The organism is Actomonas aquatica (genome assembly GCF_019679435.2).
In the GTDB taxonomy this organism is placed as follows: domain Bacteria; phylum Verrucomicrobiota; class Verrucomicrobiia; order Opitutales; family Opitutaceae; genus Actomonas; species Actomonas aquatica.
On the sequence record NZ_CP139781.1, the window covers coordinates 1,587,727 to 1,610,803 of the forward strand.

22 protein-coding genes are annotated in these 23,077 nt (G+C 63.7%); 10 read left to right on the plus strand and 12 right to left on the minus strand.

From position 1 onward, the window contains the following. Positions 1-4: 4 nt before the first annotated feature. From K1X11_RS06120 to K1X11_RS06135, 4 genes are read right to left on the minus strand one after another with little or no spacing between them, the layout of a single operon-like run. The gene (locus tag K1X11_RS06120; protein ID WP_221030853.1) at positions 5-538 is read right to left on the minus strand and encodes a DUF3341 domain-containing protein; all 534 of its coding nucleotides are present in this window, start codon (positions 536-538) and stop codon (positions 5-7) included. Positions 539-565: 27 nt separating this feature from the next. Next, entirely contained in the window at positions 566-1,993 is a 1,428-nt protein-coding gene (gene nrfD, locus K1X11_RS06125) for an NrfD/PsrC family molybdoenzyme membrane anchor subunit (protein ID WP_221030854.1), read from the minus strand. Beyond that, positions 1,993-5,376, minus strand: coding sequence for a TAT-variant-translocated molybdopterin oxidoreductase (locus K1X11_RS06130; RefSeq protein WP_221030855.1), 3,384 nt, complete (start codon positions 5,374-5,376; stop codon positions 1,993-1,995). Before K1X11_RS06130 ends, nrfD begins: the two co-directional genes overlap by 1 nt. Continuing rightward, on the minus strand, positions 5,373-6,029 hold the full coding sequence (locus tag K1X11_RS06135; protein WP_221030856.1) for a cytochrome c3 family protein: 657 nt from the start codon (positions 6,027-6,029) through the stop codon (positions 5,373-5,375). The genes K1X11_RS06130 and K1X11_RS06135 overlap by 4 nt, the downstream gene beginning before the upstream one ends. Before the next feature lie 103 nt (positions 6,030-6,132). On the opposite strand from K1X11_RS06135, the gene K1X11_RS06140 reads away from it, so the two are divergent. Beyond that, positions 6,133-6,345, plus strand: a complete 213-nt coding sequence (locus K1X11_RS06140) for a hypothetical protein (protein ID WP_221030857.1) — start codon at positions 6,133-6,135, stop codon at positions 6,343-6,345. 69 nt (positions 6,346-6,414) lie between these two features. Here the strand turns inward: K1X11_RS06140 and clpX are convergent, their stop codons facing one another. From clpX to tig, 3 genes are all read right to left on the minus strand, one after another. Beyond that, the gene (gene clpX, locus K1X11_RS06145; protein WP_221030858.1) at positions 6,415-7,701 is read right to left on the minus strand and encodes an ATP-dependent Clp protease ATP-binding subunit ClpX; all 1,287 of its coding nucleotides are present in this window, start codon (positions 7,699-7,701) and stop codon (positions 6,415-6,417) included. A gap of 122 nt (positions 7,702-7,823) precedes the next feature. Beyond that, the gene (locus K1X11_RS06150) at positions 7,824-8,447 is read right to left on the minus strand and encodes an ATP-dependent Clp protease proteolytic subunit (RefSeq protein WP_221030859.1); all 624 of its coding nucleotides are present in this window, start codon (positions 8,445-8,447) and stop codon (positions 7,824-7,826) included. A gap of 36 nt (positions 8,448-8,483) precedes the next feature. Then, entirely contained in the window at positions 8,484-9,854 is a 1,371-nt protein-coding gene (gene tig / locus K1X11_RS06155; RefSeq protein ID WP_324726125.1) for a trigger factor, read from the minus strand. 93 nt (positions 9,855-9,947) lie between these two features. Between tig and K1X11_RS06160 the strand changes: the two genes are divergently transcribed. The 4 genes from K1X11_RS06160 to alr all read left to right on the plus strand — a co-directional run bounded on the left by K1X11_RS06160 (position 9,948) and on the right by alr (position 14,602). Then, the gene (locus K1X11_RS06160; RefSeq protein WP_221030860.1) at positions 9,948-11,435 is read left to right on the plus strand and encodes a DUF1800 domain-containing protein; all 1,488 of its coding nucleotides are present in this window, start codon (positions 9,948-9,950) and stop codon (positions 11,433-11,435) included. Positions 11,436-11,447: 12 nt separating this feature from the next. Further along, positions 11,448-12,734 carry a DUF1501 domain-containing protein gene (locus K1X11_RS06165; RefSeq protein ID WP_221030861.1) on the plus strand — a complete coding sequence of 429 codons (1,287 nt, stop codon included), beginning with the start codon at positions 11,448-11,450 and terminating at the stop codon, positions 12,732-12,734. Positions 12,735-12,800: 66 nt separating this feature from the next. Beyond that, positions 12,801-13,457, plus strand: a complete 657-nt coding sequence (locus K1X11_RS06170; RefSeq protein ID WP_221030862.1) for a peptidase M22 — start codon at positions 12,801-12,803, stop codon at positions 13,455-13,457. Continuing rightward, a complete protein-coding gene (gene alr / locus K1X11_RS06175) occupies positions 13,454-14,602 on the plus strand; it encodes an alanine racemase (protein WP_221030863.1) in 1,149 nt (382 codons plus the stop codon). The genes K1X11_RS06170 and alr overlap by 4 nt, the downstream gene beginning before the upstream one ends. Here alr and K1X11_RS06180 read toward each other — a convergent pair. Further along, positions 14,599-15,174 carry a YqgE/AlgH family protein gene (locus K1X11_RS06180; protein ID WP_225919414.1) on the minus strand — a complete coding sequence of 192 codons (576 nt, stop codon included), beginning with the start codon at positions 15,172-15,174 and terminating at the stop codon, positions 14,599-14,601. The two genes, alr and K1X11_RS06180, sit on opposite strands and share 4 nt — an antisense overlap. 48 nt (positions 15,175-15,222) lie before the next feature. Continuing rightward, positions 15,223-15,714: a deoxycytidylate deaminase gene (locus tag K1X11_RS06185; RefSeq protein ID WP_221030864.1), complete on the minus strand. Its 492-nt coding sequence runs from the start codon at positions 15,712-15,714 to the stop codon at positions 15,223-15,225. 75 nt (positions 15,715-15,789) lie between these two features. On the opposite strand from K1X11_RS06185, the gene K1X11_RS06190 reads away from it, so the two are divergent. The 4 genes from K1X11_RS06190 to rsmG all read left to right on the plus strand — a co-directional run bounded on the left by K1X11_RS06190 (position 15,790) and on the right by rsmG (position 18,308). Beyond that, positions 15,790-16,542 carry a Nif3-like dinuclear metal center hexameric protein gene (locus K1X11_RS06190; RefSeq protein ID WP_221030865.1) on the plus strand — a complete coding sequence of 251 codons (753 nt, stop codon included), beginning with the start codon at positions 15,790-15,792 and terminating at the stop codon, positions 16,540-16,542. A 50-nt stretch (positions 16,543-16,592) separates the two neighbouring features. After that, positions 16,593-17,024 (plus strand): type II 3-dehydroquinate dehydratase, encoded by a 432-nt coding sequence (aroQ, locus tag K1X11_RS06195; protein WP_221030866.1) that lies wholly within the window; start codon positions 16,593-16,595, stop codon positions 17,022-17,024. After that, positions 17,021-17,557 (plus strand): transcription termination/antitermination protein NusG, encoded by a 537-nt coding sequence (gene nusG / locus K1X11_RS06200; RefSeq protein WP_221030867.1) that lies wholly within the window; start codon positions 17,021-17,023, stop codon positions 17,555-17,557. Before aroQ ends, nusG begins: the two co-directional genes overlap by 4 nt. 79 nt (positions 17,558-17,636) lie before the next feature. Further along, positions 17,637-18,308: a 16S rRNA (guanine(527)-N(7))-methyltransferase RsmG gene (rsmG, locus tag K1X11_RS06205; protein ID WP_221030868.1), complete on the plus strand. Its 672-nt coding sequence runs from the start codon at positions 17,637-17,639 to the stop codon at positions 18,306-18,308. A 22-nt stretch (positions 18,309-18,330) separates the two neighbouring features. Here the strand turns inward: rsmG and K1X11_RS06210 are convergent, their stop codons facing one another. Both K1X11_RS06210 and pgsA read right to left on the minus strand, forming a co-directional pair. After that, the gene (locus K1X11_RS06210) at positions 18,331-18,858 is read right to left on the minus strand and encodes a phosphatidylglycerophosphatase A family protein (RefSeq protein ID WP_221030869.1); all 528 of its coding nucleotides are present in this window, start codon (positions 18,856-18,858) and stop codon (positions 18,331-18,333) included. 15 nt (positions 18,859-18,873) lie between these two features. After that, positions 18,874-19,476 (minus strand): CDP-diacylglycerol--glycerol-3-phosphate 3-phosphatidyltransferase, encoded by a 603-nt coding sequence (gene pgsA / locus K1X11_RS06215; protein WP_221030870.1) that lies wholly within the window; start codon positions 19,474-19,476, stop codon positions 18,874-18,876. A 101-nt stretch (positions 19,477-19,577) separates the two neighbouring features. Between pgsA and coaD the strand changes: the two genes are divergently transcribed. Further along, a complete protein-coding gene (gene coaD, locus K1X11_RS06220; protein ID WP_221030871.1) occupies positions 19,578-20,057 on the plus strand; it encodes a pantetheine-phosphate adenylyltransferase in 480 nt (159 codons plus the stop codon). Here the strand turns inward: coaD and K1X11_RS06225 are convergent. Beyond that, positions 20,045-22,777 (minus strand): M14 family zinc carboxypeptidase, encoded by a 2,733-nt coding sequence (locus tag K1X11_RS06225; RefSeq protein ID WP_221030872.1) that lies wholly within the window; start codon positions 22,775-22,777, stop codon positions 20,045-20,047. The two genes, coaD and K1X11_RS06225, sit on opposite strands and share 13 nt — an antisense overlap. Positions 22,778-23,077 lie beyond the last annotated feature (300 nt).

The following is a 23,077-nucleotide window of genomic DNA, read 5'->3' on the forward strand; positions in this document are numbered from 1 at the left end:
TGGGTCAGGCCTCGATTTCGGTGATGTCTTTACCCCCGATGGACTCGAGCAACGACTTGGTCGCAGCGGCGTCATACTTGGGGTCGCGGGATTCGATCACGATGAGGAATTTGTCATCGAGACCCTGGTGGATGTGCGGCGCTTTCAACACCGGGTGATAATGCATGGGCAATCCGTTGAGGATGAACATGCCGCCGATGGTGAAGAAGGCCGTGAGCAGAATGGTGAGCTCGTAAGACACCGGGAAGGCAAACATCGGGCTGAAGAGCGGCTTGCCGCCGACGATCAGCTGGTAGTCCACCGCGCCGGTGAAGAAGATGAGGGACATGCCGGTGGTGAAACCGAGGATGCCGCCGATGAGCGAGAAGCGCGGAACCTTGGAGCGACGCACGCCCATCGCACCATCCAGACCGTGAACCGGACACGGGGTGATGCAGTCCCAGAATTTGAAGCCGGCGTCGCGCACTTTCTTGGCCGCCTCGTAAATGTCCGAGGCGGTGTCGAAGGTAGCAATCACGCCATGTGAAGGAGCAGCCATGATCGTAAAAGTTGAATTGCGCTGGGCTTAGTGGTGGCCGTGACCCGCGTGCGGATCGGCTTGCGGGGTGACCGCCTTGATTTCCGCCATCGGCATGATGGGCAGGAAGCGGATGAAGAGCAGGAACAGCACGCTGAAGACACCGAAGGTGCCGAAGAAGGTGAAAATTTCCACGATCGACGGGCTGTAGTAACCCCAGCTGGACGGAAGGAAGTCGCGGGCCAGCGAAGTAACGATGATCACGAAGCGCTCGAACCACATACCCACGTTGACGAAGATCGAGAGGATCCAGACGAACATGGTGTTGTTGCGCACCGCCTTGAACCAGAAGAACTGCGGCGTGATGACGTTACAGCCAATCATCCACCAGTAGGCCCAAGCGTAGTGACCAAAGGCACGGTTGATGAACGCGAAGCCTTCATACGGATTCGCGCCATACCACGCGATGAAGAACTCCATACCGTAGGCGTAGCCCACGATGGTGCCCGTCGCCAACGTGATCTTACACATGCAATCGATGTGATACTGCGTGATGAGATCCTCGAGTTTGAAGATCGCGCGCAGCGGCAGCATGAGCGTGAGCACCATACCGAAACCGGAGAAAATGGCGCCGGCTACGAAGTAAGGCGGGAAGATGGTGGTGTGCCAGCCCGGGAGGAGCGACACCGCGAAGTCGAACGACACGATGGTGTGCACGGAGAGCACCAGCGGGGTGGAAATACCGGCGAGCACCAGGTAGGCCATTTCGTAGTTGGACCAGTGGCGGTTCGCACCGCGCCAGCCCATGGCGAACAGGCCGTAGAGCCAGGAACGCACCTTGTTGCCGGTCTTGTAGAAACGGTCACGCAGGATGGCCAAGTCGGGAATCAAACCGACATACCAGAAGAGGACCGAAACCGTGCCGTAGGTCGAAACCGCGAACACGTCCCACTCCAGCGGCGAACGGAAGTTCTGCCAGATGTAGTTGGCGTTGGGGATCGGGAAGAGATACCAGGCGAACCAAACGCGACCGACGTGGAAGACCGGGAAGATCGCGGCGCAAACCACCGCGAAGATCGTCATGGCCTCGGCGGCACGATTGATCGAGGTGCGCCACTTCTGTCGCAACAGACAGAGAATGGCGGAGATCAGCGTGCCGGCGTGACCGATACCGATCCAGAACACGAAGTTGACGATGTCCCAAGCCCAGTTGACCGGATTGGCGTGGCCCCACACACCGACGCCCGTGGCGACGAGGTAGGTGATGCCGGCTACGGTCCAGCTGGCGACGAAGCAGGCGAGCGCGAAGCAAATCCACCACCAGGTGGGGGTCTTGCCTTCGATGATGCCGCAAATCTTATCGGTAATCCAACCGAAGCTGCGGTCATGCTCGACCAGCGTCGCGCGCGGCAACACCGCGGGCTTCACTTCACTGAGAATTGCCGGAGCGGCGGCGGAGTCTGCGTGCGACGACATTAGCTAAGTCCTCCCGTGCGAAGGGCGTTCTTCATGATCGACGTGTGACCATCGGTCGGCTCGTGATGGCCGGCTTCCTCTTGGTCGTGATGGCCGCCACCGTGACCGGAATCGTCACCATGGGCGGGATGGTTCTTGGTGTTGTATTCGACGCGGCTCAGGGGCAGCTCGTTGTAATCGGGCATCTTCGGGTTCGGGTTGCGCAGCTTGCCGAGGTAGGTCGTGCGCGGACGGATGTTGAGGTAACCCAACAACGCGTAGTCCTGCTCACGCTTCTTGGCCTTCGAGACGGCGCTCTCCGGATCCTTGATGTTACCAAACTCAATGGCGTCGACCGGGCAGACCTGCTGGCAGGCCACCTTGATCGTGCCGTCGGGAATAACGACGTTGTCGGTGTCGCGGGCCTTCGCCTTTTGGGCGATCTTGGCCTGCTGGATGCGTTGCACGCAGTAGGTGCACTTTTCCATGACACCGCGCATGCGCACCGTCACGTCCGGGTTCTTCACCATCTTGACGAGCTCGGGCATGCCCTTGTCGCCCGCCGGGCCCATGTAGAGCTGGTCGAGCGAACGGTCATTCCAATCAAAGAAGTTAAAGCGACGCACCTTGTAGGGGCAGTTGTTCGCGCAGTAACGCGTGCCAATACAACGGTTGTAGGCCATCGTGTTGAGACCTTCGTCGTCGTGCACCGTGGCGTTCACCGGGCAGACCGTTTCGCAGGGAGCGAGCTCACACTGCATGCAGCCCACCGGCATGATGGACGCCTGCGGATCCTCGGGGATCTGCTTGTTGCCCTCACCACCGAAGGCGGCGGCGTCGATGTTGCCATCGGAGTAGTAACGATCGAGACGGATCCAGTGCATTTCACGACCGCGCAGGACCTGGTCCTTGCCGACGATCGGGATGTTGTTCTCCGCCTGGCAGGCCACGACGCACGCGTTGCAGCCCATACAGGTGTTGAGGTCGATCGACATGCCCCACTGGTGCACGCCTTCGAAATTCGGCGTCTCGTAGAGCGAGTTACCGCGCGGCGTTTCGGCAGCGACGACGCTCAGCGGTTGGTCCTTGTCTTTGCCGAGGTTGGCCGGGGCGTGGGACTCGATGCCGAAGGTATCAACGAAGTTCGGAGTGTGGTCGAATTCGCTCTTGTTGGCTTCGCGCACGATGTCGCGACCTTCCATCGACCAGTGCTCTTGCGTGTTCGCGAGCAGGTAACGTTCGTCGAGCACCTTGATGGAGGCACCGGTGGCGAAGGCCATCGAGCCCGAGGTGCGAGCCGGGAAGTAGTTGTGACCAGTCCCCTGCCCCACGCGACCGGAAGCGGTGCGCCCGTAACCGAGCGGCAGCACGATGGTCCAGTTGGAGAGACCCGGTTGGATGTGCAACGGACCGCGGACGGTCACGCCGTTGACGGTGACTTCACCGATGAAAGCAGCTTCCTTACCCTGAGGGTAATCCGCGAGCTCCTTACGGGCCACCTGCAGCGCGACACCATCCGGCTCGATGCCGAGTTCCTTGCCGAGACGCGGGCTGACGAGGATCGCGTTGTCCCAGGAAATCTTGGTGATCGGATCCGGGCACTCCTGCAGCCAGCCGTTGTTAGCAAAGCGGCCGTCGTCGAGCTTGTGGTCGATCGCAAAGCGCACTTCGAGGTTGTCCTTGCTCAGCGCCGCCGAGGAAGCCGAGGCAGTGAACAGCGAGCCAGCGCCCGATTGGTCGTAACGAACCGAGGCGGACTTGTAGGCGGAACCGGCGAGCAGACCATCGTGGAGGAACTTGCGGAAAGCCTCTTCGGCGTTGCCGCCGGCGATTCCAGTGACGGTTTCAAACACGATCGCGTAAGGATCGGCGTTCTCTTCACCAGCGAGACGGGCCACGACTTCGAGTTCGGTAAGACCATCGAAGAGCGGCAGAATCATCGGCTGGATCGGCACGATGGTGCCGTCGGCCGTGCGGGCATCGCCCCAGGATTCGAGGAAATGGGTTGCGGCGATGTGCGTGCCGGCCAAGGCCGACGTTTCATCGACGTAATAACCGTAGCGAACGACGTCGCCGACCGCACCCGCGATACCAGCGAAATCGAGATCCGCCGGAGCGTTGTAGGCCGGATTGCCGCCGAGCACCACGAGCGTCGAAACCTGACCGGCCTTGGCGGCAGCGGCGAGGTCGGCGAGCGAAGCGGCGTCGTTTTGCGGGACCGACACGAAGTCGATCGTGTGGCCGACGTTACCGAGGAAGGTGTTGATCGCGTAAACGAGAGCGTGGACCTGCGGGCTCTGGTGAGCACCGGCCACCACGAGACACTCACCCTTGTGGGCGGCGAGGTCGGCGGCGCAGGCTTCGATCCATGCGTCCTTGTTTTTGAAATCGAGGCCCTGCGCGAGCGAAGTCAGCTCCGAGCGACCGGAAAGCTGCTGCAGCAGCGCCGCGGCGAAGGCCAGCATGTGGCTGCTGGCGAGACGCAGCCGGTGGTCAGCCATCGAACCGGTGAGCGTGAACATGCTCTCGACCGCGTAGAGGCGGTTCATCGGATCGTTGGCCTTCAGCACCTTGCGGCCCTTGGCGAAATCGCGGGCGTAACCGAGGGCGCCGGATTCGGCGTGGAAGAAATCGGAGTCGATCGAAACGATGCGCTTGGCCTTCGCGAAGCGGTAGAGCGGCTTCACGTTCTGACCAAAAGCAGCGCGCGCGGCGGCGGCCGGCGGCGTATCGATCACCGCGTCATACTCCGCCCAGATCGCATTCGGCAGCTTTTGCTTGAGCGAGCGGACGAGACGAGCGCGGCTGGGCGACGAGGAGGTCTCGGCGAGGATGGCGAGTCCGGCACCACCACTGCTGGCAGCTGCGGTATGGATCGCGGCGAGCTTGTCGCGCATGGCGACGGCCGTGGAGGCCCTCCCACCCGTGGTGTGGGTCGTGGCGCGGTCCGGGTCGTAAAGATCGAGTACGGAACCTTGGGAAACCAGCGACGAGGCACCGCCGTAGGGCGCGTAGCTCGGGTTACCCTCGAGCTTGGTCGGGCGGCCTTGATGCGTCTCAGCCAGCAAGGGCAACGCTGCGCCACGCAGCGGGAACGCGGTGGCGAAATATTGCGGCACGCCGGGGATGACGTTCTCCACCGACTTGCCGTAAGGCAGGATGTTCGCCTCGGGGCGACGGCAGCCCGTGGCCAGACCCATACCACCGAGGGCAAAGGAAGCCGCCATGAGCTTGAAGAAGGAACGGCGGTCAACGCCGTTCAGATTCGAGGCACCTTCGGGGAACTCGCGGGCGAGCTTGTCCTGGAAACCGGGGGTCTCCACGAGCTCGTCGAGGCTGCGCCAGTAGCGCGGACCACTCAGCTCACGGGCGGAGGGTTCGGGATGGTTAACTTTGCGTTTCATCGGTGGCAGCCTGAGCAGCTTTGCGGAGGATGGATATTCCAGTCGTGAATGAACTTCTCACCGTCGGCGCGTTGACCGTCTTCGCCGCCGGGGTGCTTCCAATCGAGCTGGGTGACAAGCTTGGGGTCGCGGAGGCGCGGGGCCGGATCGCGATGGCAATCCAAGCAGAAGCCCATCGAGAGCGGCTTGGAGTGCGTGACCACTTCCATCTCGTTGATCTGACCGTGGCACTCCACGCAGGAGACGCCGCGGTTCACGTGCACGGAGTGATCGAAGTAAACATAGTCAGGGGCTTGGTGCACCCGCACCCACTCGACCGGGTCACCGGACTCGTAGCTGGCGCGCACCGGCGCGAGCAACGGGCTCTGGTTCTTCACCTGGGAGTGGCAGTTCATGCAGGTCTGCGCCGTGGGCACCGCCGCGTGGCCCGCCTTTTCCACCGTGGAGTGGCAGTAGCGGCAATCGATACCGAGCTCGCCATTGTGCTTGGCGTGGCTAAACGGCACCGGCTGGACCGGAGCATAGCCAATCCGAGTATACTTCGGCGTGGCGTAATAAGTCGTGGCAGCCGTCACGATACCGCCGAACACCACCAGGAAGATGATGATCTGCAGCGGCAGACGGTTGGCCGATTTCGGGAAGATATGCGACATGGGCCGGTGGCTTCTGGCGTCTGGGCCGGGGTTAGAGCGAATCCTCGTCACGCGCTACCGCACGGACGTCGGGTTTGAGCGTAAATTTGGTCCGTCCCGCAGGATGAACGACCGCTCGGGTCGCGGACTTCGCCATGATTTTAGGCGCGAAAACGGCAGCGGCAAAAATCGCTCCGATTCGGCCAAAGAAAGACTTGCGCGTAGTTGGCTGGCTCACGGGTTCAAGAGTGGTCACGGTCAGCCGGTCAAAGAACCGGTCGAGTTTTCCAAAGTAAAACAAAATTTCTCATCGAAGTGGTCTGATCCGAACTATTAGCGAAAACACACACGGTTTCCGCCGCACCTAATCGTTACTTGCGAAAAACGACGCATTTTCAGCCATCTCTCAGGCTGCGTTCTTCGAGACATTCTTCGGGGCGCGCCGCAACGAGGGACGGCGCTTTCCGGCGACCACGGCAGCATCGATCACAACCTCGGCCACATCATCGCGGTCCGGCAGGTCATACATCACTTCCAGCATGATTTTTTCCATAATGGAGCGCAGGGCGCGAGCGCCGGTCTTCAGGTCGATCGCCTTCTGCGCCACCGCCCGGATCGCATCCGGCGTGAAGCGCAGTCGAGCGCCGTCCATGGCGAAGAGCTTCGAATACTGCTTCACGATGGCGTTCTTGGTGCGGAGCAAAATCTTCTCGAGATCGGCGATCTGCAGCTGATCAAGCACAGATACCACCGGCAAACGGCCGATGAACTCCGGGATCATGCCGAAGCGCACCAAGTCCTCGGGGGCGATTTGTCGCATGATTTCGACGGAATCGAGTTCGACCGACTGATCACGCGTAAATCCGAGCGAGCGAGCGCCCAATCGCTTCTGAATAATGTCTTCGAGGCCGACGAAGGCACCACCACAGATGAAGAGGATGTTGGCCGTGTTGATCTGGATGTATTCCTGGTTCGGGTGCTTGCGCCCGCCCTGCGGCGGCACGTTGCAGACCGTGCCCTCCAAAATCTTGAGCAACGCCTGCTGCACGCCTTCGCCCGACACGTCGCGCGTGATCGAGACATTTTCGGTTGTGCGGCGGATCTTATCGATCTCGTCGACGTAGATGATGCCGCACTCGGCCTTCTTCACGTCATAGTTCGCCGACTGCAGGAGTCGCAGCACCACGTTCTCCACGTCCTCCCCCACGTAACCGGCTTCGGTCAGCGTGGTGGCGTCGGAGATGGCGAACGGCACATCCAGAATGCGCGCGAGCGTGCGCGCCAAAAGGGTTTTGCCAGAGCCGGTCGGCCCCGAGAGCAGGATGTTGCTCTTCTCGACTTCGACGCCGTCGAACTCCGGCGCGAGCGTGGCGCCGTCACTCTCCGGGCCTTGTCCGTTATCGAAGGCCAGTCGCTTGTAGTGGTTATAGACCGCGACCGAGAGCACCTTTTTGGCGTGCTCCTGCCCGATAACATGTTCGTCGAGGGTGGCCTTGATCTGCGCGGGCTTGAGGAGGCGGAATGACGGCTTGGACTCGATCGGGCTCTGCTTCGTTTCGCGATCGATAATCGTCTTACAGACGTTCACGCACGAGTCGCAGATGTAGACGCCCGGCCCCGCGATGATTTTTTTCACCTCGGTCTGGGATTTACCACAAAAGGAGCAGAGCGTCATCCGCGACGATTTAGCCATATCGGAGGGTTATCGGCACGAATTGCTCTGTCGAGGGGAGAAAAATGCAAAAACGGACCAAAAAGATTTTGGTCCGTTTCGAAAGTGCTGCGAACAGCTGAAATAATGAGTGGCGAAACGCGTCAGGCGGCGGACGGCTCGGAGAGGTTTTGGGCCTCGCGGGTGGATTCCACCACGTGGTCCACCAGACCGTATTCCTTGGCTTCAAGAGCACTCATGTAGTAATCGCGATCGGAATCCTTGGCGACCTGCGCGGCAGTCTTGCCAGCGTGTTTGGCGATCGTGGCATTCAGCGTCTCGCGCCAGCGCAGGATCTCCTTGGCGGCGATCGAGATGTCGGTCGTCTGACCGCCGGCACCACCGGAGGGCTGGTGAATCATCACCCGACTGTTCGGCAGCGCGAAGCGTTTGCCCTTCGTGCCAGCGGCCAGCAGGACGGTGCCCATGGAGGCCGCCATGCCGATGCAGTAGGTCACCACATCGCATTGCAGGAAGTTGATCGTGTCGTAGATGGCCATGCCACCCGTCACCACGCCCCCGGGGGAGTTGATGTAGAGGTGGATGTCCTTCTTGGGATCCTCCATCTGCAAAAAGAGCAGCTGGGCGATCACGCTATTGGCCACACCGTCATCGATCGGCGTGCCGATGAAGATGATCCGATCCTTGAGGAGCCGGCTGTAAATATCCATCGACCGCTCACCACGGCCGGTGTTTTCGATGACGTAGGGAATGTAGTATGAGCTCACGGGCGTTGAATTAAATCGGTCGCCGCTGGCCTAACTTTATTCAGCAGACGGAGCGGCGCCTTCAGTGACACTGGATTTTGCGACCACCAGATCAAGGGTCTTGTCGAAGAGGATCCCTTGCTGAATGGAACGCAACCGTTCGCGATCCTTTGCCAGCTCCTTAACGAACTTGTCCGGGCCCTGACCGCTGCGCATGGCCTGCTGGTAAATGACCTGGTTCATGTCGTTCTCCTCGACCTTAACCTTCTCCTTCTCGGCGATCTTGGCGATGAGCAACTGGCTTTGAATGCGAGTCTCGGCGGTCTTGCGCGCGTTGGCGTAGAGCGCCTCCTTGTCCTCTTCAAATTTCTCGGCCGGCACGCCCTGGCGCATCTGCTGGTCGATGAACTGGCGCAGCACGCCTTGGGTTTCCTGCTCCACCAGCGATTCCGGGGCGGCGATGGCGACCTTGCCGAGCATGGCTTCAATCACCTGACGACGCTGCTCGGAACGGTTGCGCGACTCCTTCTGCATCTTCACGTGGTTGCGGATGTTGGTCTTAAGCGACTCCAGGTCGTCGGCCTGATGGGCCTTGCAGAATTCTTCGTCGAGCTCCGGCAGCACGCGCTCGCGCACCTCCAACAGCTCCACGGCGTAGACCGCTTCTTTGCCCGCGAGGGCCTCAACGGCCTTGAAGTCGGCCGGGAAAGTCACGGTGGCGTCTTTCTTGTCGCCCTTGGCGAGGCCGCCGAGCTGGGCACCGAGACCGGGGATGAGACCTTCGTTCTCGCCCTCAACCTCTTCCCACGTCTGCGGGACCTTGCCGTAAATCTGCTTGTCCGGAGCGATCTCGAGAATCGGGGTGCCGTCGATCGTGCCTTCGTAGGCGATCTTCACGTAGTCGCCCTTTTGGGAGGCGCGGTCGGCCTCCTTAAAGTCCGCGCGTTCAGCGCGCATGTTTTCGAGCACCTTCTCCACGTCCTCATCGGTGGCCTCGGTGGGCTCGACGGTGGTGGGGATGCCTTCGTAATCCGGCAGCTCGAAGCTCGGCTGAATGTCGACCGTGATCGTGATGGTCGCTTCGGCATCTTTGGAAATCTCGCCTTCCTGGACGTCGGTCACGCCGATCACGTCGAGTTTCGCTTCGTCCATGGCGCTCTGGTAGGCCTTGGTGACGACCTTCTTACGGAACTCGCCCTCGATGTCCTTGGCATAGCGCTTGGTCACCATGGCGGCGGGAGCCTTGCCGGGGCGGAAGCCCGGGAGGCGGGCCATCTTGGTAAACTCAGCGACCACGGCTTGGTGCTCAGCGGCGACCTCGGCGGCGTCGAAGGACACGACCAGGCTCTTGCGGGTTTCAGAAACGTCTTGGGTTTGGATGTTCACGACCGAAATTGTGGTGAAGGATTCGTTGAGAGAATTGGACACGCTACGGAGCCCGCTTCGGGCCGGTCAATGCCGGATTGCAGGCCTGTTCCCGTCGCTGAAACCGCCAGCCCCGCCCCGCCGTCTTGTCTCTGCATGCCCGCTACCCCTGCGCTACCCCACCTTACCGCTGAGACCGCCTGGCAACCGCTTCCCGCCGAAGATTGGTCTGCCTCACACGCGCGCCATCTTCTGCGGCGCGCTGGCTGGAGTGCCCAACCTGCAGAGGTCGAACGCGCTCTGGCCGACGGTTTGCCCGCCACCTTGCAGCGACTTTTCCCTCCCTCACCTCCGTCATGGCCCGCCCCCGCTGCCGTAGCGGAAACCGGACGCGGCTTACGGGAAACCCTCCGAGAAATCCGCGACTTGCCCGAACCGGAGCGCCGCCGTGCCCGCAATCGCCTCCAGCAACAATCCCGCGCAGCCGGCCAAAGTCTCGCCCTCGATTGGTTGCAACACGCTCGCGCCCCCGAACACGCCACCTTCAGCAAATGGGTCCTGTTTCTCGATGATGTCTACGTGGTGTCCGCCCAGAAGGTGAAGCAGCCGGCCCTCATCCACGCCCACGACCACATCCTCCGCACTCACGCTTTCGGCCCGGCCCAGGCTCTGACCAAGGCCGTATCCCGCTCGCCGGCCATGATCGTCTACCTCGATCTGCAGCAAAGCAAAGCCAAGTCCCCCAACGAAAACTTCGCCCGCGAGCTCTTCGAACTCTTCGTCCTCGGCGAGGGCCACTACACTGAAAACGACATCAAGGAAGCCGCCCGCGCTTTCACTGGCTACCGCCAAGCCGGTGGCGAGTTCCGCTTCGCCCGCCGCCAACACGACCGCGGACGCAAAACCGTCTTCGGCCACACCGGCGCCTTTGATGGTGATCAGGTCATCGACCTCGCCTACGCGCAACCCGCCGCTGCGACCTTCCTGCCCACCGAACTCGCCCGCTTTTACCTCACCGAAGACCCGTTGCCCGCCGATTGGATCGCAACGCTCGGTGACGCCTGGCTGGACGACGCTTTCGATTTGCGCGCCCTCGCCCTCCGGTTCTTCGGCAGCCGCGCTTTCTTCGCGCCGGAGTTTCGCGGCAACGCCATCAAAAGCCCGATCCAGTTCTACCTCGGCCTGCTGCAGGACCTAGATCTCGACGTCCTCCCCGCCCCGCGCTTCACCCTCAATGCCCTCCGCGCCATGGGCCAACTGCCCTTCACTCCGCCCAACGTGCGCGGCTGGGTCGGCGGCCGCCGCTGGATCAACTCCACCACCCTCGCCGCCCGCCGCCAAACCGCGGCCTTCCTCATCGAAGGACTGCCCCACAACCGCTTCAACGCCGACGAACTCCGCGCCATGGAGGCCGCCCGCGCCGCCGGTCATGAAACGTTCTTCCTACCGCCGGAAGCGCTGATCGAACTCTCCGAAGACTCCCCGTCTGCCACCGTGCAGAACTGGGCGTCACGCTGGCTGGCCTCTCCCCCGCCGCCCGACGCCCTCGCCGCCCTCGCCGAGCTTCTGGCCGACGCCGACCGCGACGAAACCGCCACCGCGCTCACCACCCTGCTCCAATCGCCGGACTACCAACTCTGCTGAAGCCCCCCTTCCATGTCTGCCTCCTTCCCCTCCGACTTCCCCACCACCCGCCGCGAGTTTCTCCGCACGACCGGCAGCGGCATCGGGCTGCTCACCTTCGCCCAGTTTGCCCCCGCGTTTTTGGTCAACTCCGTGCGCGCCGCCGCCCCGTCTCCCGAACGCGATCGCACCATCCTCGTGCTCGTCCAACTCGCCGGCGGCAACGATGGCCTGAACACGGTCGTGCCCTTCGCCAACGATCACTATCACCGCCTTCGCCCCTCCCTCGGCCTGACCCGTCAGGCCGTCCTCCCCATCAACGACGAGCTCGGCCTGCATCCGGCCTGCCGCGAGTTGTATGCGCTCCACCAGGACGGCCAGCTCGGCATCATTCAAAACGTCGGTTACCCCAACCCCAACCGCAGTCACTTCCGCTCCACCGAGATCTGGGAAACCGCCAGCGAGGCCGACGACACCCTCAGCACCGGCTGGCTCGGCCGCTACCTCGATAACGCCTGCGCCGGTGCCGACGCTGCGACCACGTCCGCCGACCCCGCCGCCATCCATGTCTCCGGCGAGACGCCACCGTCGTTCGCGTCCGACGCCGATCACGCCATCTTCGGTGTCCCCGAACGCCCGCTCCGTCGCAGCACCCGCAACCGCCGCAACACCACACCGACTGACGTCTTGGAAGCCTTCGCTCGCAGCCCCGATCACGCCCACGACGACGACCATTCCAACCACGCCTTTCTACGCGCCACCGCCATGAATGCGCTCGTCACCGAACGCCGCGTCGAAAAGGTCCTCGCCGCCTACCGCCCCGGTGCGGCTTACCCGACCGACAACCGTTTCGCGCAGTCGTTGCAAAAGGTCGCCGCCATGATCGCCGCCGGCTTCGACACCCGGGTGTATTTTGTGAGCCTCGGCGGCTTCGACACCCACGCCAACCAGGCCGGCGCGCACCAAAACCTGCTCGCCACGCTCAGCGGTGGACTAGCCGCATTCCAAGCCGACCTCACCGCCCACGGCCTCGCCGACCAGGTGCTCACCACCACCTTCTCCGAGTTCGGCCGTCGCCCGGCCGAAAACGAAAGCGGCGGCACCGACCATGGCACCGCCGCGCCCCTCTTTGTGCTGGGCTCCAAACTCGACCAAACCCTGCTCGGCGCCGCCCCCGACCTCGACCTGCCGTCGCCCAAAGCAGACCTCACCTACAGCACCGATTTTCGCTCCGTCTACGCGACCCTGCTCGATCGCTGGCTCGAAGCCGACGCCGATGCCGTGCTCGGCCAACGCTTCGATCGTCTTGCCTTCCTCTAAACGGCCGCGTCTCGCTGCACGCTTGCACCGGGTCGGGCACCGACGTTTTCTCGGCCCTTTCCTGCCGTGACGTCGATCCGCGAACTCCTCACCGAACACCCGTCGCTCCTCCTGATCGACGCCGCCTCGACGGTGCTGCACCTCGGGCTGACCCGCCCGGGCATCGCCCCGGTTTGGCTGCACCGCGAGGGTGAAGCGAGTTCGACGCTCTTTGCCCTGCTCGCCGAGTCCGGCGCGAGCCCCAACGACTTCGATGGCTTTGTCTTCTGCGAAGGTCCGGGCTCCATGCTCGGTATCCGCACGGTCGCTACAGCCTTGCGCACCTGGGTCGCGCTGCGCCCGCGGCCCATCTGGAGCTACCGCAGTCTCGATCTGCCTGCCTCTTCCCGCGGCACAGTCGGCGACGCCTTCATCTGCGACGCCCGGCGCCAATCCTGGCATGTGCTCACGCTCGCCGACGAAACCGCCAGCGCGACACCGCTCCGCCGACTCAAAACCGAGCAATTGGCCCACACCTTCATGCCGGCCGGTTTCCGCACCTGGACGCCGTTACCCGATCCTGCGCCCACGGTTGTGCCCTATGAGCCGTCAGAGCTCACTGGCGCGCTGATCGACGCCCCGTTGCTGCGCGCCAACCCGGAACCCGACGCCTACCAGGACACCGCACCGGACTACGTGCGCTGGACACCGCAAGTCCATCGCGCCCCGGAAGCCAGCCGATGATCCCGCGCACCCAAGTTCCGCTGCGTTGCTGGGCCGAGATCGATCTCGCCGCCCTCGAACGCAACCTGCGCCGCATCCGCGCCTCCCTGCCCTCCTTCATGCGCTACGTCGCCGTCGTGAAGGCCGACGCCTACGGCCACGGTCTGCACCAGGTGGCCGCCCGTTTGATGCACGCCGGGGCCGACCTCTTTGCTGTCGCCACGCTCTCCGAAGCCGCCGCCTTGCGTGAACTCGGTCCCGGTTGGCCGATTCTCCTGCTCAGTCCGCTGGTGCCGGAAGAGGACGACTACATCCCGCGCCACGACGTGGCCGTCACCGTTTCGTCCGCCGACGAAGTGGACCGCTTCGCTGCCGCCGCCGAACGCGCCGGGCGCAAGATCAGCGTCCACCTCAAGATCGATACCGGCATGGGCCGCGCCGGCGTTTGGCACGAAACAGCCGCCACGGTGTATCAAAAAATCCGTGACGCCGCCGGACTCACCCTCGCCGGCATCTACACGCACTATTCCAGTTCCGACGACGATCCGGCCTTCACCGCCGAGCAACGCCAACGTTTCCGGCAAGCGCTCGCCTCCTTCGACGGGCTCGATCCGACCTCATTGCTCATTCACGCCGACAACAGCGCCGGCCTCGAAACCATCGAACGTGCGGGTCCCTTCAACGCCGTGCGCATCGGCCTGCTGCAGTTCGGCATCCTGCCCCGCACCGGATCACTGCTGGCCGACGTGCACGCCGAGCCGGTGTTCAGTTTTCGCACCCGCGTGGGCCTCGTGAAAGACCTGCCCGCCGGCACCGCCATCAGTTACGGCCAAACGCATCGCCTCGAGCGCCCGTCCCGCATCGCCGTGCTCACCGCGGGTTACGGCGACGGCATCAACCGGCTCCTCAGCAACCGGGGCGCTGTGCTCATCGGCGGTCGCCGTTGCCCGATTCTGGGCCGCGTCACGATGGACCAAACCATCGTCGACGTCACCCATCTCGACACCGTCAAATCCGGCGACGAGGTCACGCTCATCGGCCATCAACAAGGTGCCGAGATTTCCGTTACCGAGTTCAGCACTTGGGCCGAAACCATTCCGTGGGAAACACTCTGTTCGGTGACTAAACGCGTGCCCCGCCTCTACCGCACCGCCCTCGGCGTTTAGTTGCGTTCCGGATCGTCCGGTTCTTCCGCCAACAGTTTCCACTCGGGGCTCACGCGCACCAAAATGCCCCGCCACATCGACTCGTTCTGCTCGTAATCGAGCACGTCCGATGGGATCGCACTCACCGCCCAGGTATCGTGATCCAATTCGTTTTCAAGCTGCCCTTCGCCCCAGCCGGAATACCCCACAAAGGCGCGCAACTCGATGTCGTCGCCCTGCTCCGCCTTGAGCTTCTCCGCCTCCAGCGGCTCCAGGCCAAAATGCAAACGCAGCCCCGCGCCGTCCGAATGAAATCCGAGCGCGCAAATCAGGAGCCGATCCGTCTGCACCGGCCCGCCCGCCAACACCGGCACCGTCGCCAAAGCCCCAAACGCAAACGCCTCATCGAGGTCCGCCAGGGTTTTACCCGTTCCGCGATTCAGCACCACGCCCATCGCGCCTTCCGCGTCGTGCGCCGATAGCAACACCACCGTGCGCCGGAAATTCGGGTCCTTCAGGCTCGGGTGCGACAGCAGCAGCGAGCCCGCCAGAGACTCCGCCGCTTCCGCTTCACTCGGATCGTTTTCCATCATGCCGTCGTCTCGCTGCGTTGATCGCTCCAGTTCGCGTCGCGCCTCACTCTACAGTTTCGTCACTTTCACGCCCGCTTCGACGAGCACGTCGGCCACAATCGGGTCGTTGTGGTAATCGGCCCGGTAACGCACTTCGGCGATGCCGGCCGCCGCCAGAATCTTCGCACAATTGATGCACGGGTAATGGGTCACGTAGGCCACGCAACCTTCCATCGAGGAACCGCGTCGCGCCGCATCGGCCACCGCGTTTTGCTCGGCATGCACCGTCGCCTGCTCGTGTCCGTCACGCACCCGCGAGGTGTGCGGCGTGCCGGGCAAAAAGCCGTTGTAGCCCGCCGCCACGATGCGATTGCGGCGATCGCCGCCACTCACCAGCACGCAGCCCACGTGCAATCGCTCGCACGGCGAGCGCGTCGACAACAACACCGCCGTGGCCATGAAATATTCATCCCAGGACGGGCGTTTGGTAAACTTCGACGCCGCGTCGGCGATCAGATCCACGGGGTCAGTGAGGTCGAGTTCCGCGATGGTGCGCTCCATGTTCTCCACCGCTAAGCCGCCCCCCGCCAAAAATCCACCTCGAAAGCCCGCCGCTGATCCCCCTAACGTCTGCCCATGCCTTCTCTCGACGAACTCGTCGCCTACGCCAATCAACGCACCCGCCTCGACGCCTACCAGGACGCCCCCGGCGCCCGCAACGGCCTCCAGGTCGCCAACAACGGCGCCGTCACCAAGATCGGCGCCGCGGTCGATTCCGGCCTCGTGCCCTTCCAACGCGCAGTCGCCGCCGGGGTCGATTTCCTCATCGTGCATCACGGCATGTATTGGGACATGCCCCAGCTCCTCACCGGCCCGGTTTACACCCGCGTCAAAACCCTCTTCGACGGCAACTGCGCCCTCTACTCCAACCACCTGCCGCTCGATGGTCACCCCGAGATCGGCAACAACGCCCTGCTGGCCAAACAACTCGGCCTCACCCCCGACCGCCCCTTCATGGAGACCGAGGGCGGTGCCGTGGGTTGCTCCGCCCCTTGGTCAGGCTCGCGCGATGACCTCAAAACTCAGCTCGAGGCTCAATACGACCGTGTCGTGCCCATCACCTGCGGCTCGACCACCCCCTCCCGCATCGCCTTCTGCAGCGGCAGCGGCAACAGCGCCATGAAGGAGCTCGTCAAAGCCGGCATCGACACGCTGGTCACCGGCGAACTCCGCGAGGAATGGTTCAACTTCGCCCAGGAGCGCGGCCTCAACGTCTTCCTCTGCGGCCATTACGCCACCGAGGTGCACGCCGTCCAGGCCCTCGCCGCCGAGCTCGCCGCCAAGTTCGACTTGCCGTGGGAGTTCATTCGCACCGAAAACCCGCTTTGAACGAAAAGCGTTCTCTTTCCGCGCCGCATCCGTTTTCACCAACCCCGTCCATGAAACGCATCGCCATCCTCAACGGCCCCAACCTCGATCGCCTCGGCAAACGCGAGCCGGAGATCTACGGCTCCACCACGCTCGCCGATCTCGAGACGCAACTCACCGCCGCGTTCGTCGATCAGGCCGAGTTCTCCTTCTTCCAGAGCAACCACGAGGGCGCGCTCGTCGACCAAATCTCCGCCCTCGCCGAAGCCGGCATCGACGGCCTCGTCATCAACGGCGCCGCTTACACCCACACCAGCGTCGCCCTGCGCGACGCCTTGCTCGGCTCCAAACTCCGCGCGGTCGAGGTGCACATTTCCAACATCTACCGCCGCGAGGATTTCCGCCACAACTCCTTCACCGCGCCCGCTTGCGTCGGCGTGATCACCGGCCTCGGTCTCGAGGGGTATTACGCGGCCGTGCGCTTCCTACTCCAAGACGCGTGAGCGACACCGATCCCGCACCGTTCAGCGCCTTCGCCAGCGTCGAAGGCGAGTCGTGGTGGGTTTGCCACACCAAACCCCGCTGCGAAAAGAAGTTTGCCGCGCTCATGAACGCTGAGCGCATGCCGCACTACTTGCCGCTCATCACCAGCGTGCGACGCTACGGCAACCGCGAACGCAGCTTCACCAAACCGCTCTTCGCCAGCTACGTCTTCGCCCGCGTGCCCGACGAAAAGAAGGCCCGCATCTACCAACAGGACCTGCTCGCCCGCGCCCTGCCGGTCACCAACGAAGCCCTCTTTCTCGCCCAGCTCGCCGACGTGCAACGCATCGTCAGCTCCGGTTTCGAGACGTCGATCCACCCGCTCTTCAAACAGGGTCAACCCGTGCGAGTCGTCAGCGGTCCGCTCCGCGGCCTGGAAGGCGTCATCGACGATCCGGCCGACCCCAAGGGCATCATCGTCACCGTCGACGTGCTGCAACAAGGCCTGCACGTCTCGATCCCGATCGCCGACCTCAAGATCCTGCCGCGATGACCCTCTACCCTCACTCTCCTGTAGCCGGGGGCGGTGACCCCGGTCCGGCCTCACCGAGGCCAGCTACAGCGCCTGCGTCATGAGCGAATCCGACCCCACGCCCGCCCCGGAACTCCTTCCGCTGCCGCCCGTGCCGGCCTACGCGGCCTCGCGCCTCGACGCCGCCGCCATCGCCCGCCTCACCCGCTACGGTGAAGCCCTCGCCAGCGACGGGGTCATTCGTGGACTCATCGGCCCGCGCGAGGTGCCCATCCTCTGGGACCGTCACCTGCTCAATTGCGCTGCCATGGCCGAGGCCATCAAACCCAACGCCAAGGTTGTCGACATCGGCACCGGCGCCGGGCTGCCCGGTATGGTCCTCGCCCTCGTGCGTCCCGACCTGCACCTCGTGCTCGTCGACACCCTGCAACGCCGCTGCGAATTTCTCGAAGAGATGGTCGCCGCCTTCGACCTCGCCGATCGCGTCGAGGTCATCTGGGGCCGCGCCGAAAGTATCCCGCCCTGCGAGGCCGACATCGTCACGTCGCGCGCGGTGGCTGCGCTCAAAAAGCTCGCCCCCTGGTGCCTGCCGCACGCCCGCATCGGCGGCCGTTTGCTCGCCATGAAGGGTCAAAAAGCCGGCGAAGAACTCGTCGCCGCCCGCAAAGTCCTGCACCAATGGGGCGCCGCCAAAAGCGCCCGTGTCGTCACCTGCGGCGAGGGCTGGATCGAGCCCACCGTCACTCTCGTTTCCGCGACGCGCACCAAATAGGATCGCGCCGCGCCGCCCGCGATCAGTTCAGCATCGCGATCACCTGCGCCAGCACATGCAGCGTCAGGCAGGCCGCCAGCGCCGCCGCGATATCGTCAGCCACCACGCCCCAGCCATCCGGCAGGTCCTGCAGTTTGCCGATCGGTCCGGGCTTCCAGATGTCGAAGAGACGAAAGAGCGCGAAGCCGGCCAGAAACACCGCCCACGGCGCCGCCCAATTTGGCAACACGACCGCCACGTAGGGCCAGCCGATGAAACAGAACGGGATGGCGATGAACTCATCCAATACGATCTCACCCGGATCCCGTCGCCCGAGCCGAAACTCCGCTTCGCCACACATGGCGACAGCCAGGTAGATGCCCAGCGCCCCAAAGAGCACCGTGCCGAACCAGCCCACGTCGTAGAAGAACAGGGTGAAATACAGCAGCCCCGCCACGGACCCCCAGGTGCCCGGCGCTTTGCGGATGCGGCCCACCGGCCCCACCGTCGCGAAATTGAGCACCAGCTGCAGCGGCAGAAAGCGCGGCCAGATCGGTTGACGCAGTTTCATCGTCGTGCGCTCCGCTTAGTCGGCGAACACGTGCGCGTGGCGGCGCAGGTAGTTCCAACCCGAGGTCACCGTCAGCAGCGCCGAAAGGAAATAGAAGCAAAGCCCCACGATGTGCACGACGCGGATGATCATCATGTCATCCCCCGGAAACAGGTCGCCAAAATCATCCGACAACATGCGCGCGCCCATCAGCCAACCGATGGCATTGAGCTGCGTGAAGGTCTTCACTTTGCCACTTTTGTCGGCTTCCACCACGAGGCCCTTCACCGCCGCGATCATGCGCAGACCGGAGATCGCGAATTCGCGCGTCAGGATGCAGAGCCACGCCATCAGCGCGATCAGCGTGAGTTCCCCGAAGTAACCGCCTTGCAACAGCGCGACCATCAGGCCCAGCACCATCACCTTGTCGATCACCGCATCCATAAACCGCCCAAACTGCGAAACCTGACCCGACTTGCGGGCGATCAACCCATCGAGCCAATCAGACAAAGCCGCGACGATGAACAGCCAGAAGGCCAGCGTCGCCGCCGGGTTGAAATCGGCGATCATCAAGCCCACGACGGCAAACATCATCGGCACCCGCGAAACGGTGATCACATTGGGCAGAGTCCAGCGCATTACCTCGATTCACTGCCCCCGCTTCGTCGCTGGCAACCCCGGAAACATTACGATTTGCGCTCGCTCCATTTGCGCCCCTCGCATCTAGTGCCCCTTCGCTCATGCGCCACTGCATATACCCCGGGACTTTCGACCCTGTCACCTACGGCCACCTCGATGTTTTGCGCCGTGCCGCCAAGCTGTTTGACCGCGTCACCATCGCCGTCGCTCACAATCCCGGCAAAGGTCCCCTCTTTCAGCCCGAGCAACGCATCGAGATGATCGGCCCCAACATCACGGAGATGCCCAATGTCGATGTGACCACCTTCTCCGGCCTGCTCGTCGACTTCGCCGTCGAACAAAAAGCCACCGCCATCATCCGCGGTCTGCGTGCGCTCTCCGACTTTGAGTTCGAGTTCAACATGGCCCTCATGAACCGCCACCTGAAGGCCGAGATTGAAACCATCTTTGTCATGCCGGCCGAGGCGTTCAGCTATACCAGCTCCCACCTCGTCAAGCAGGTCGCCAAATACGGCGGCGACGTCACGAAGTTTGTCCCCGCCAACGTCGCCGCAGCCCTCGCCGAGGCCTACCGCACGTAACTGCCCACGTCGTTCTGCAAGCCCGGCGCGTAGAGCAACGCGTTGAGCAACATCGGCACCGACGCGTGCCACATCGCCCGGTAGCCCGGCTCGTCGCTGAACAGAATCAAGTGGCCGTCGCCGATCGGCTCGTCGATCACCGCCGCCGCCCTCGCCAGTAGGCGCTCCGTATTCTCCGGCCAGATGTGGCCCGACACCCACAGGTTCTCGTCAGCAAACCGCACCACATTCGTGCCGGTCGTGGATGGTTGGAAGAACGCGTCCCCATCGGCGAAATACGGCAGCTCCGTCTGCGCATAACCAAAACTCAGGAAGTGCTCCGGCTCGATCGTGGCCCGCAGCAACGCCCCCGGCAGCGGCAGCACCTGATCGTCAAACGCGACCTCTTCGTCCTCGCCGTCCGCGACACCCACCAGCCGCGTGTCGGTCCAGCCCGTGTCGGCGTCGACCGCAAACTCCGCCGCGCCGCCCAGACAGATGAGCGTGCCGCCTTGCTCCATCCACGACCGCAGGTGCGCCCGACCGTCTTCGTCGAAGGCGTCCGACCAGCGACCCGACCACGCCGACGGCAGAATCACGACGTTGAAGCCGCTCAGGTCGAGCGACCCCAGCCGATCCGCCGCCACCGGCACGTAGTCCACCACGCCCAGCGTATCCAAAAGATGATACATCGCCCCATAGCTGGCCGGCGTCACGGGATCTCCCGCCGCCACGATCACCTTGGGCACTTTGAGCGCCATCATCGCCACCGAACCCACGCCGGTGCTGCCGTCCTCAGTGAACGTGCCGTGCACCGGCACTACTCCGGCAGCTTGGCCGTCGAGACTGAACGGCCCGAGCCGCGCCACCACATCCGCCGGATTGCGCTCCGCCCGCACCACCAAAGATCCGGCCGGGAAACTCTGATTGCCGACCTGCAACGGTTTGACCGCCGCCGACACGCGGTAGCCCGCGCGCAACAAGCTCAGCGCGCGCTCCTTCATGCCCGCTTGGTCGACCGGCAGCACCCACGCCGTCGCGTCCTTCACCGACAGCGCCGGCTTCACTGCCACCGGCGGCAACCCGCTCTTCGATCGCGCTGTCGTCGCGACCGACGCCAGGTCGACCGGCGTCGCCGTTTGGTAAGCCTCCACGCCAAACAGCAACGGCAGGCTCCACGCCGTCTGATCGTAAAACTCGTAGTCGTCCTCGGGCGCGTTGTCCCCGCGCTCGCGATTGCGCTCCACCTTGGCCAACTGCCGCTCGACAAACGCCGCGTCCATCTGCGAATGCGTCTGCAACAGCGCCCGCGCCAACGGCCCGCGCGGCTGCGCCAGATCCACCACCAAGGTGCCCGGCGCCAACTCGATCTCACTCACGTCGCGACCTTCAAAGTCGCGCGCCCCAGTCAGCCGCACGCGCTCGTTGAGCTGTTGCACTTCGATCCCCTGCCCGCGCAACAACGCGCTGAGCGGGTGTTCGAAAGGCAAACCCGGCAGAAACACCTGCTGCATCTCCCCCTGCCGACCGACGGCCACAGCATCAACAAACGCCGCGTGGAAGTCGCGCAACCGCGCATCGCGGTTCGCCGCCGCCGTGCGGATCGTCGTCATGCTCGCCACAAAGTGTTTCGCGATGGCTTGGCGCAGCGTCATCGTCGTGCCGTCGTCGCGCCGATAATTGCGGCCTCGTTTGCCCCCGCCGCTGGTCTCGTAGGTCATGCCGGTGGCGCCTTGGAGCGACGGCCAGCTGTCCCAGTAACCCGGGTAAAAAATGTCGAAGTCGTCACGCACGTAGTAGAGCCAGTGCTGCGCGTCGAAGGCCGCCGCGTTGGCGCGGCCAAACACGTCCTGCCAGCGTTCCGTCTGCTCGCGCGGCAACTGCGGATTGATCGGCAGCATCGCCGGCGGGAAGAAATACTCTTTGGTTTCGCCATGATGGTCCGCCGCCACCTGCGGCATCCACTCGAGGTAGGCCGCGGCGGTGTTGCGACTCTCCACCTGCGAGAGCGCGATCATGTCGCGGTTGAGGTCAAAGTAGTAGTGATTGTAGCGACCCTGCACGTTCCACGGGTTCTCCTTCTCCCACGCAAAACGCTCCGGCCGGCCGATGCCGTGGGCGTTGGCCCACACCACAAAACGTTCCCGACCATCCGGGTTCTGGCAGGGGTTCATCACCACCACCACGTCGCGCAGCAGCGCCTCCACTTCGGCGCTCCGCGACGCGAGCAAGGTGTAGAGCACCTGCATCGCCGCCTCCGTGCCCGCCGCCTCGTCGCCGTGGATGTTGTAACCGAGCCACACGATGATCGGCTGCTTCGCCACCGCGCGATCGAGCGCTCGTCCGCTGAGCGGAGCCCGCCCGTCGACCAATCGTTGGTTGGCCGCTTTGATCTCCTCGAGGCGGGCGAGGTTTTCCGGCGAAGAGATCACCAGCACCTGCATCGGCCGCCGTTCGTTGGTCATGCCCGTGGGCTCAATCATCAGGCGTTCGCTGCCGCGGTAACGATCCACCAGCCGCAGCACCGCGCCGTAATCGGCGTAGGCCTCCCCCACGGCATAACCCAGCACGGTCTCCGGCGCCGGCAACGCCTCGTCCAAGGTCCAACCCGCGCGGAAGTCGAAGGGCGTCTCCGCCACCGGCAGATACGGCGTGGGCTCCTGCGCCCCCAGGCTGACGGTCAGCGCGACCAGCGCGCCCACCCACTTACAACGAGACCAGGAAAATAGCGTAGCGATCATGTGGCGGAAATCCGAGCGACGGAACCAGCAAGCAAGGTTCCGCCACCCCACTCCCGCAACGCCTTTCCCTGCGCGTCACCGGGTCCGACCACATTTTTCAAAACGCGCTCAAATCTGCTGAGCCGTTTTGCCGATCCCTTGCGCATGACTTCCCGAACGAGCGCATCTTTTCCCGCTTCCACGCCCCTCGGGTGTGGGTTGACGACCCCGCCCCGTCCGGCTCCGGCCGGGCGGGGCCCCGTTCCTTTGCTCCCGTCTCCTAATCCACCATAACGGAGCCCCCGGCCCCGGGACCGTCAC

What these genes read in the sequence shown, in the direction of transcription:
- K1X11_RS06130 (WP_221030855.1), bottom strand. Translation starts at nt 5,376, where the DNA reads ATGAAACGCAAAGTTAACCATCCCGAACCCTCCGCCCGTGAGCTGAGT.
- K1X11_RS06160 (WP_221030860.1), top strand. Translation starts at nt 9,948, where the DNA reads ATGCCCGCTACCCCTGCGCTACCCCACCTTACCGCTGAGACCGCCTGG.
- rsmG (WP_221030868.1), top strand. Translation starts at nt 17,637, where the DNA reads ATGAGCGAATCCGACCCCACGCCCGCCCCGGAACTCCTTCCGCTGCCG.
- aroQ (WP_221030866.1), top strand. Translation starts at nt 16,593, where the DNA reads ATGAAACGCATCGCCATCCTCAACGGCCCCAACCTCGATCGCCTCGGC.
- K1X11_RS06190 (WP_221030865.1), top strand. Translation starts at nt 15,790, where the DNA reads ATGCCTTCTCTCGACGAACTCGTCGCCTACGCCAATCAACGCACCCGC.
- nrfD (WP_221030854.1), bottom strand. Translation starts at nt 1,993, where the DNA reads ATGTCGTCGCACGCAGACTCCGCCGCCGCTCCGGCAATTCTCAGTGAA.
- K1X11_RS06165 (WP_221030861.1), top strand. Translation starts at nt 11,448, where the DNA reads ATGTCTGCCTCCTTCCCCTCCGACTTCCCCACCACCCGCCGCGAGTTT.
- K1X11_RS06120 (WP_221030853.1), bottom strand. Translation starts at nt 538, where the DNA reads ATGGCTGCTCCTTCACATGGCGTGATTGCTACCTTCGACACCGCCTCG.
- K1X11_RS06180 (WP_225919414.1), bottom strand. Translation starts at nt 15,174, where the DNA reads ATGATGGAAAACGATCCGAGTGAAGCGGAAGCGGCGGAGTCTCTGGCG.
- K1X11_RS06140 (WP_221030857.1), top strand. Translation starts at nt 6,133, where the DNA reads ATGAACGACCGCTCGGGTCGCGGACTTCGCCATGATTTTAGGCGCGAA.
- pgsA (WP_221030870.1), bottom strand. Translation starts at nt 19,476, where the DNA reads ATGCGCTGGACTCTGCCCAATGTGATCACCGTTTCGCGGGTGCCGATG.
- K1X11_RS06135 (WP_221030856.1), bottom strand. Translation starts at nt 6,029, where the DNA reads ATGTCGCATATCTTCCCGAAATCGGCCAACCGTCTGCCGCTGCAGATC.
- clpX (WP_221030858.1), bottom strand. Translation starts at nt 7,701, where the DNA reads ATGGCTAAATCGTCGCGGATGACGCTCTGCTCCTTTTGTGGTAAATCC.
- coaD (WP_221030871.1), top strand. Translation starts at nt 19,578, where the DNA reads ATGCGCCACTGCATATACCCCGGGACTTTCGACCCTGTCACCTACGGC.
- K1X11_RS06225 (WP_221030872.1), bottom strand. Translation starts at nt 22,777, where the DNA reads ATGATCGCTACGCTATTTTCCTGGTCTCGTTGTAAGTGGGTGGGCGCG.
- K1X11_RS06210 (WP_221030869.1), bottom strand. Translation starts at nt 18,858, where the DNA reads ATGAAACTGCGTCAACCGATCTGGCCGCGCTTTCTGCCGCTGCAGCTG.
- K1X11_RS06185 (WP_221030864.1), bottom strand. Translation starts at nt 15,714, where the DNA reads ATGGAGCGCACCATCGCGGAACTCGACCTCACTGACCCCGTGGATCTG.
- alr (WP_221030863.1), top strand. Translation starts at nt 13,454, where the DNA reads ATGATCCCGCGCACCCAAGTTCCGCTGCGTTGCTGGGCCGAGATCGAT.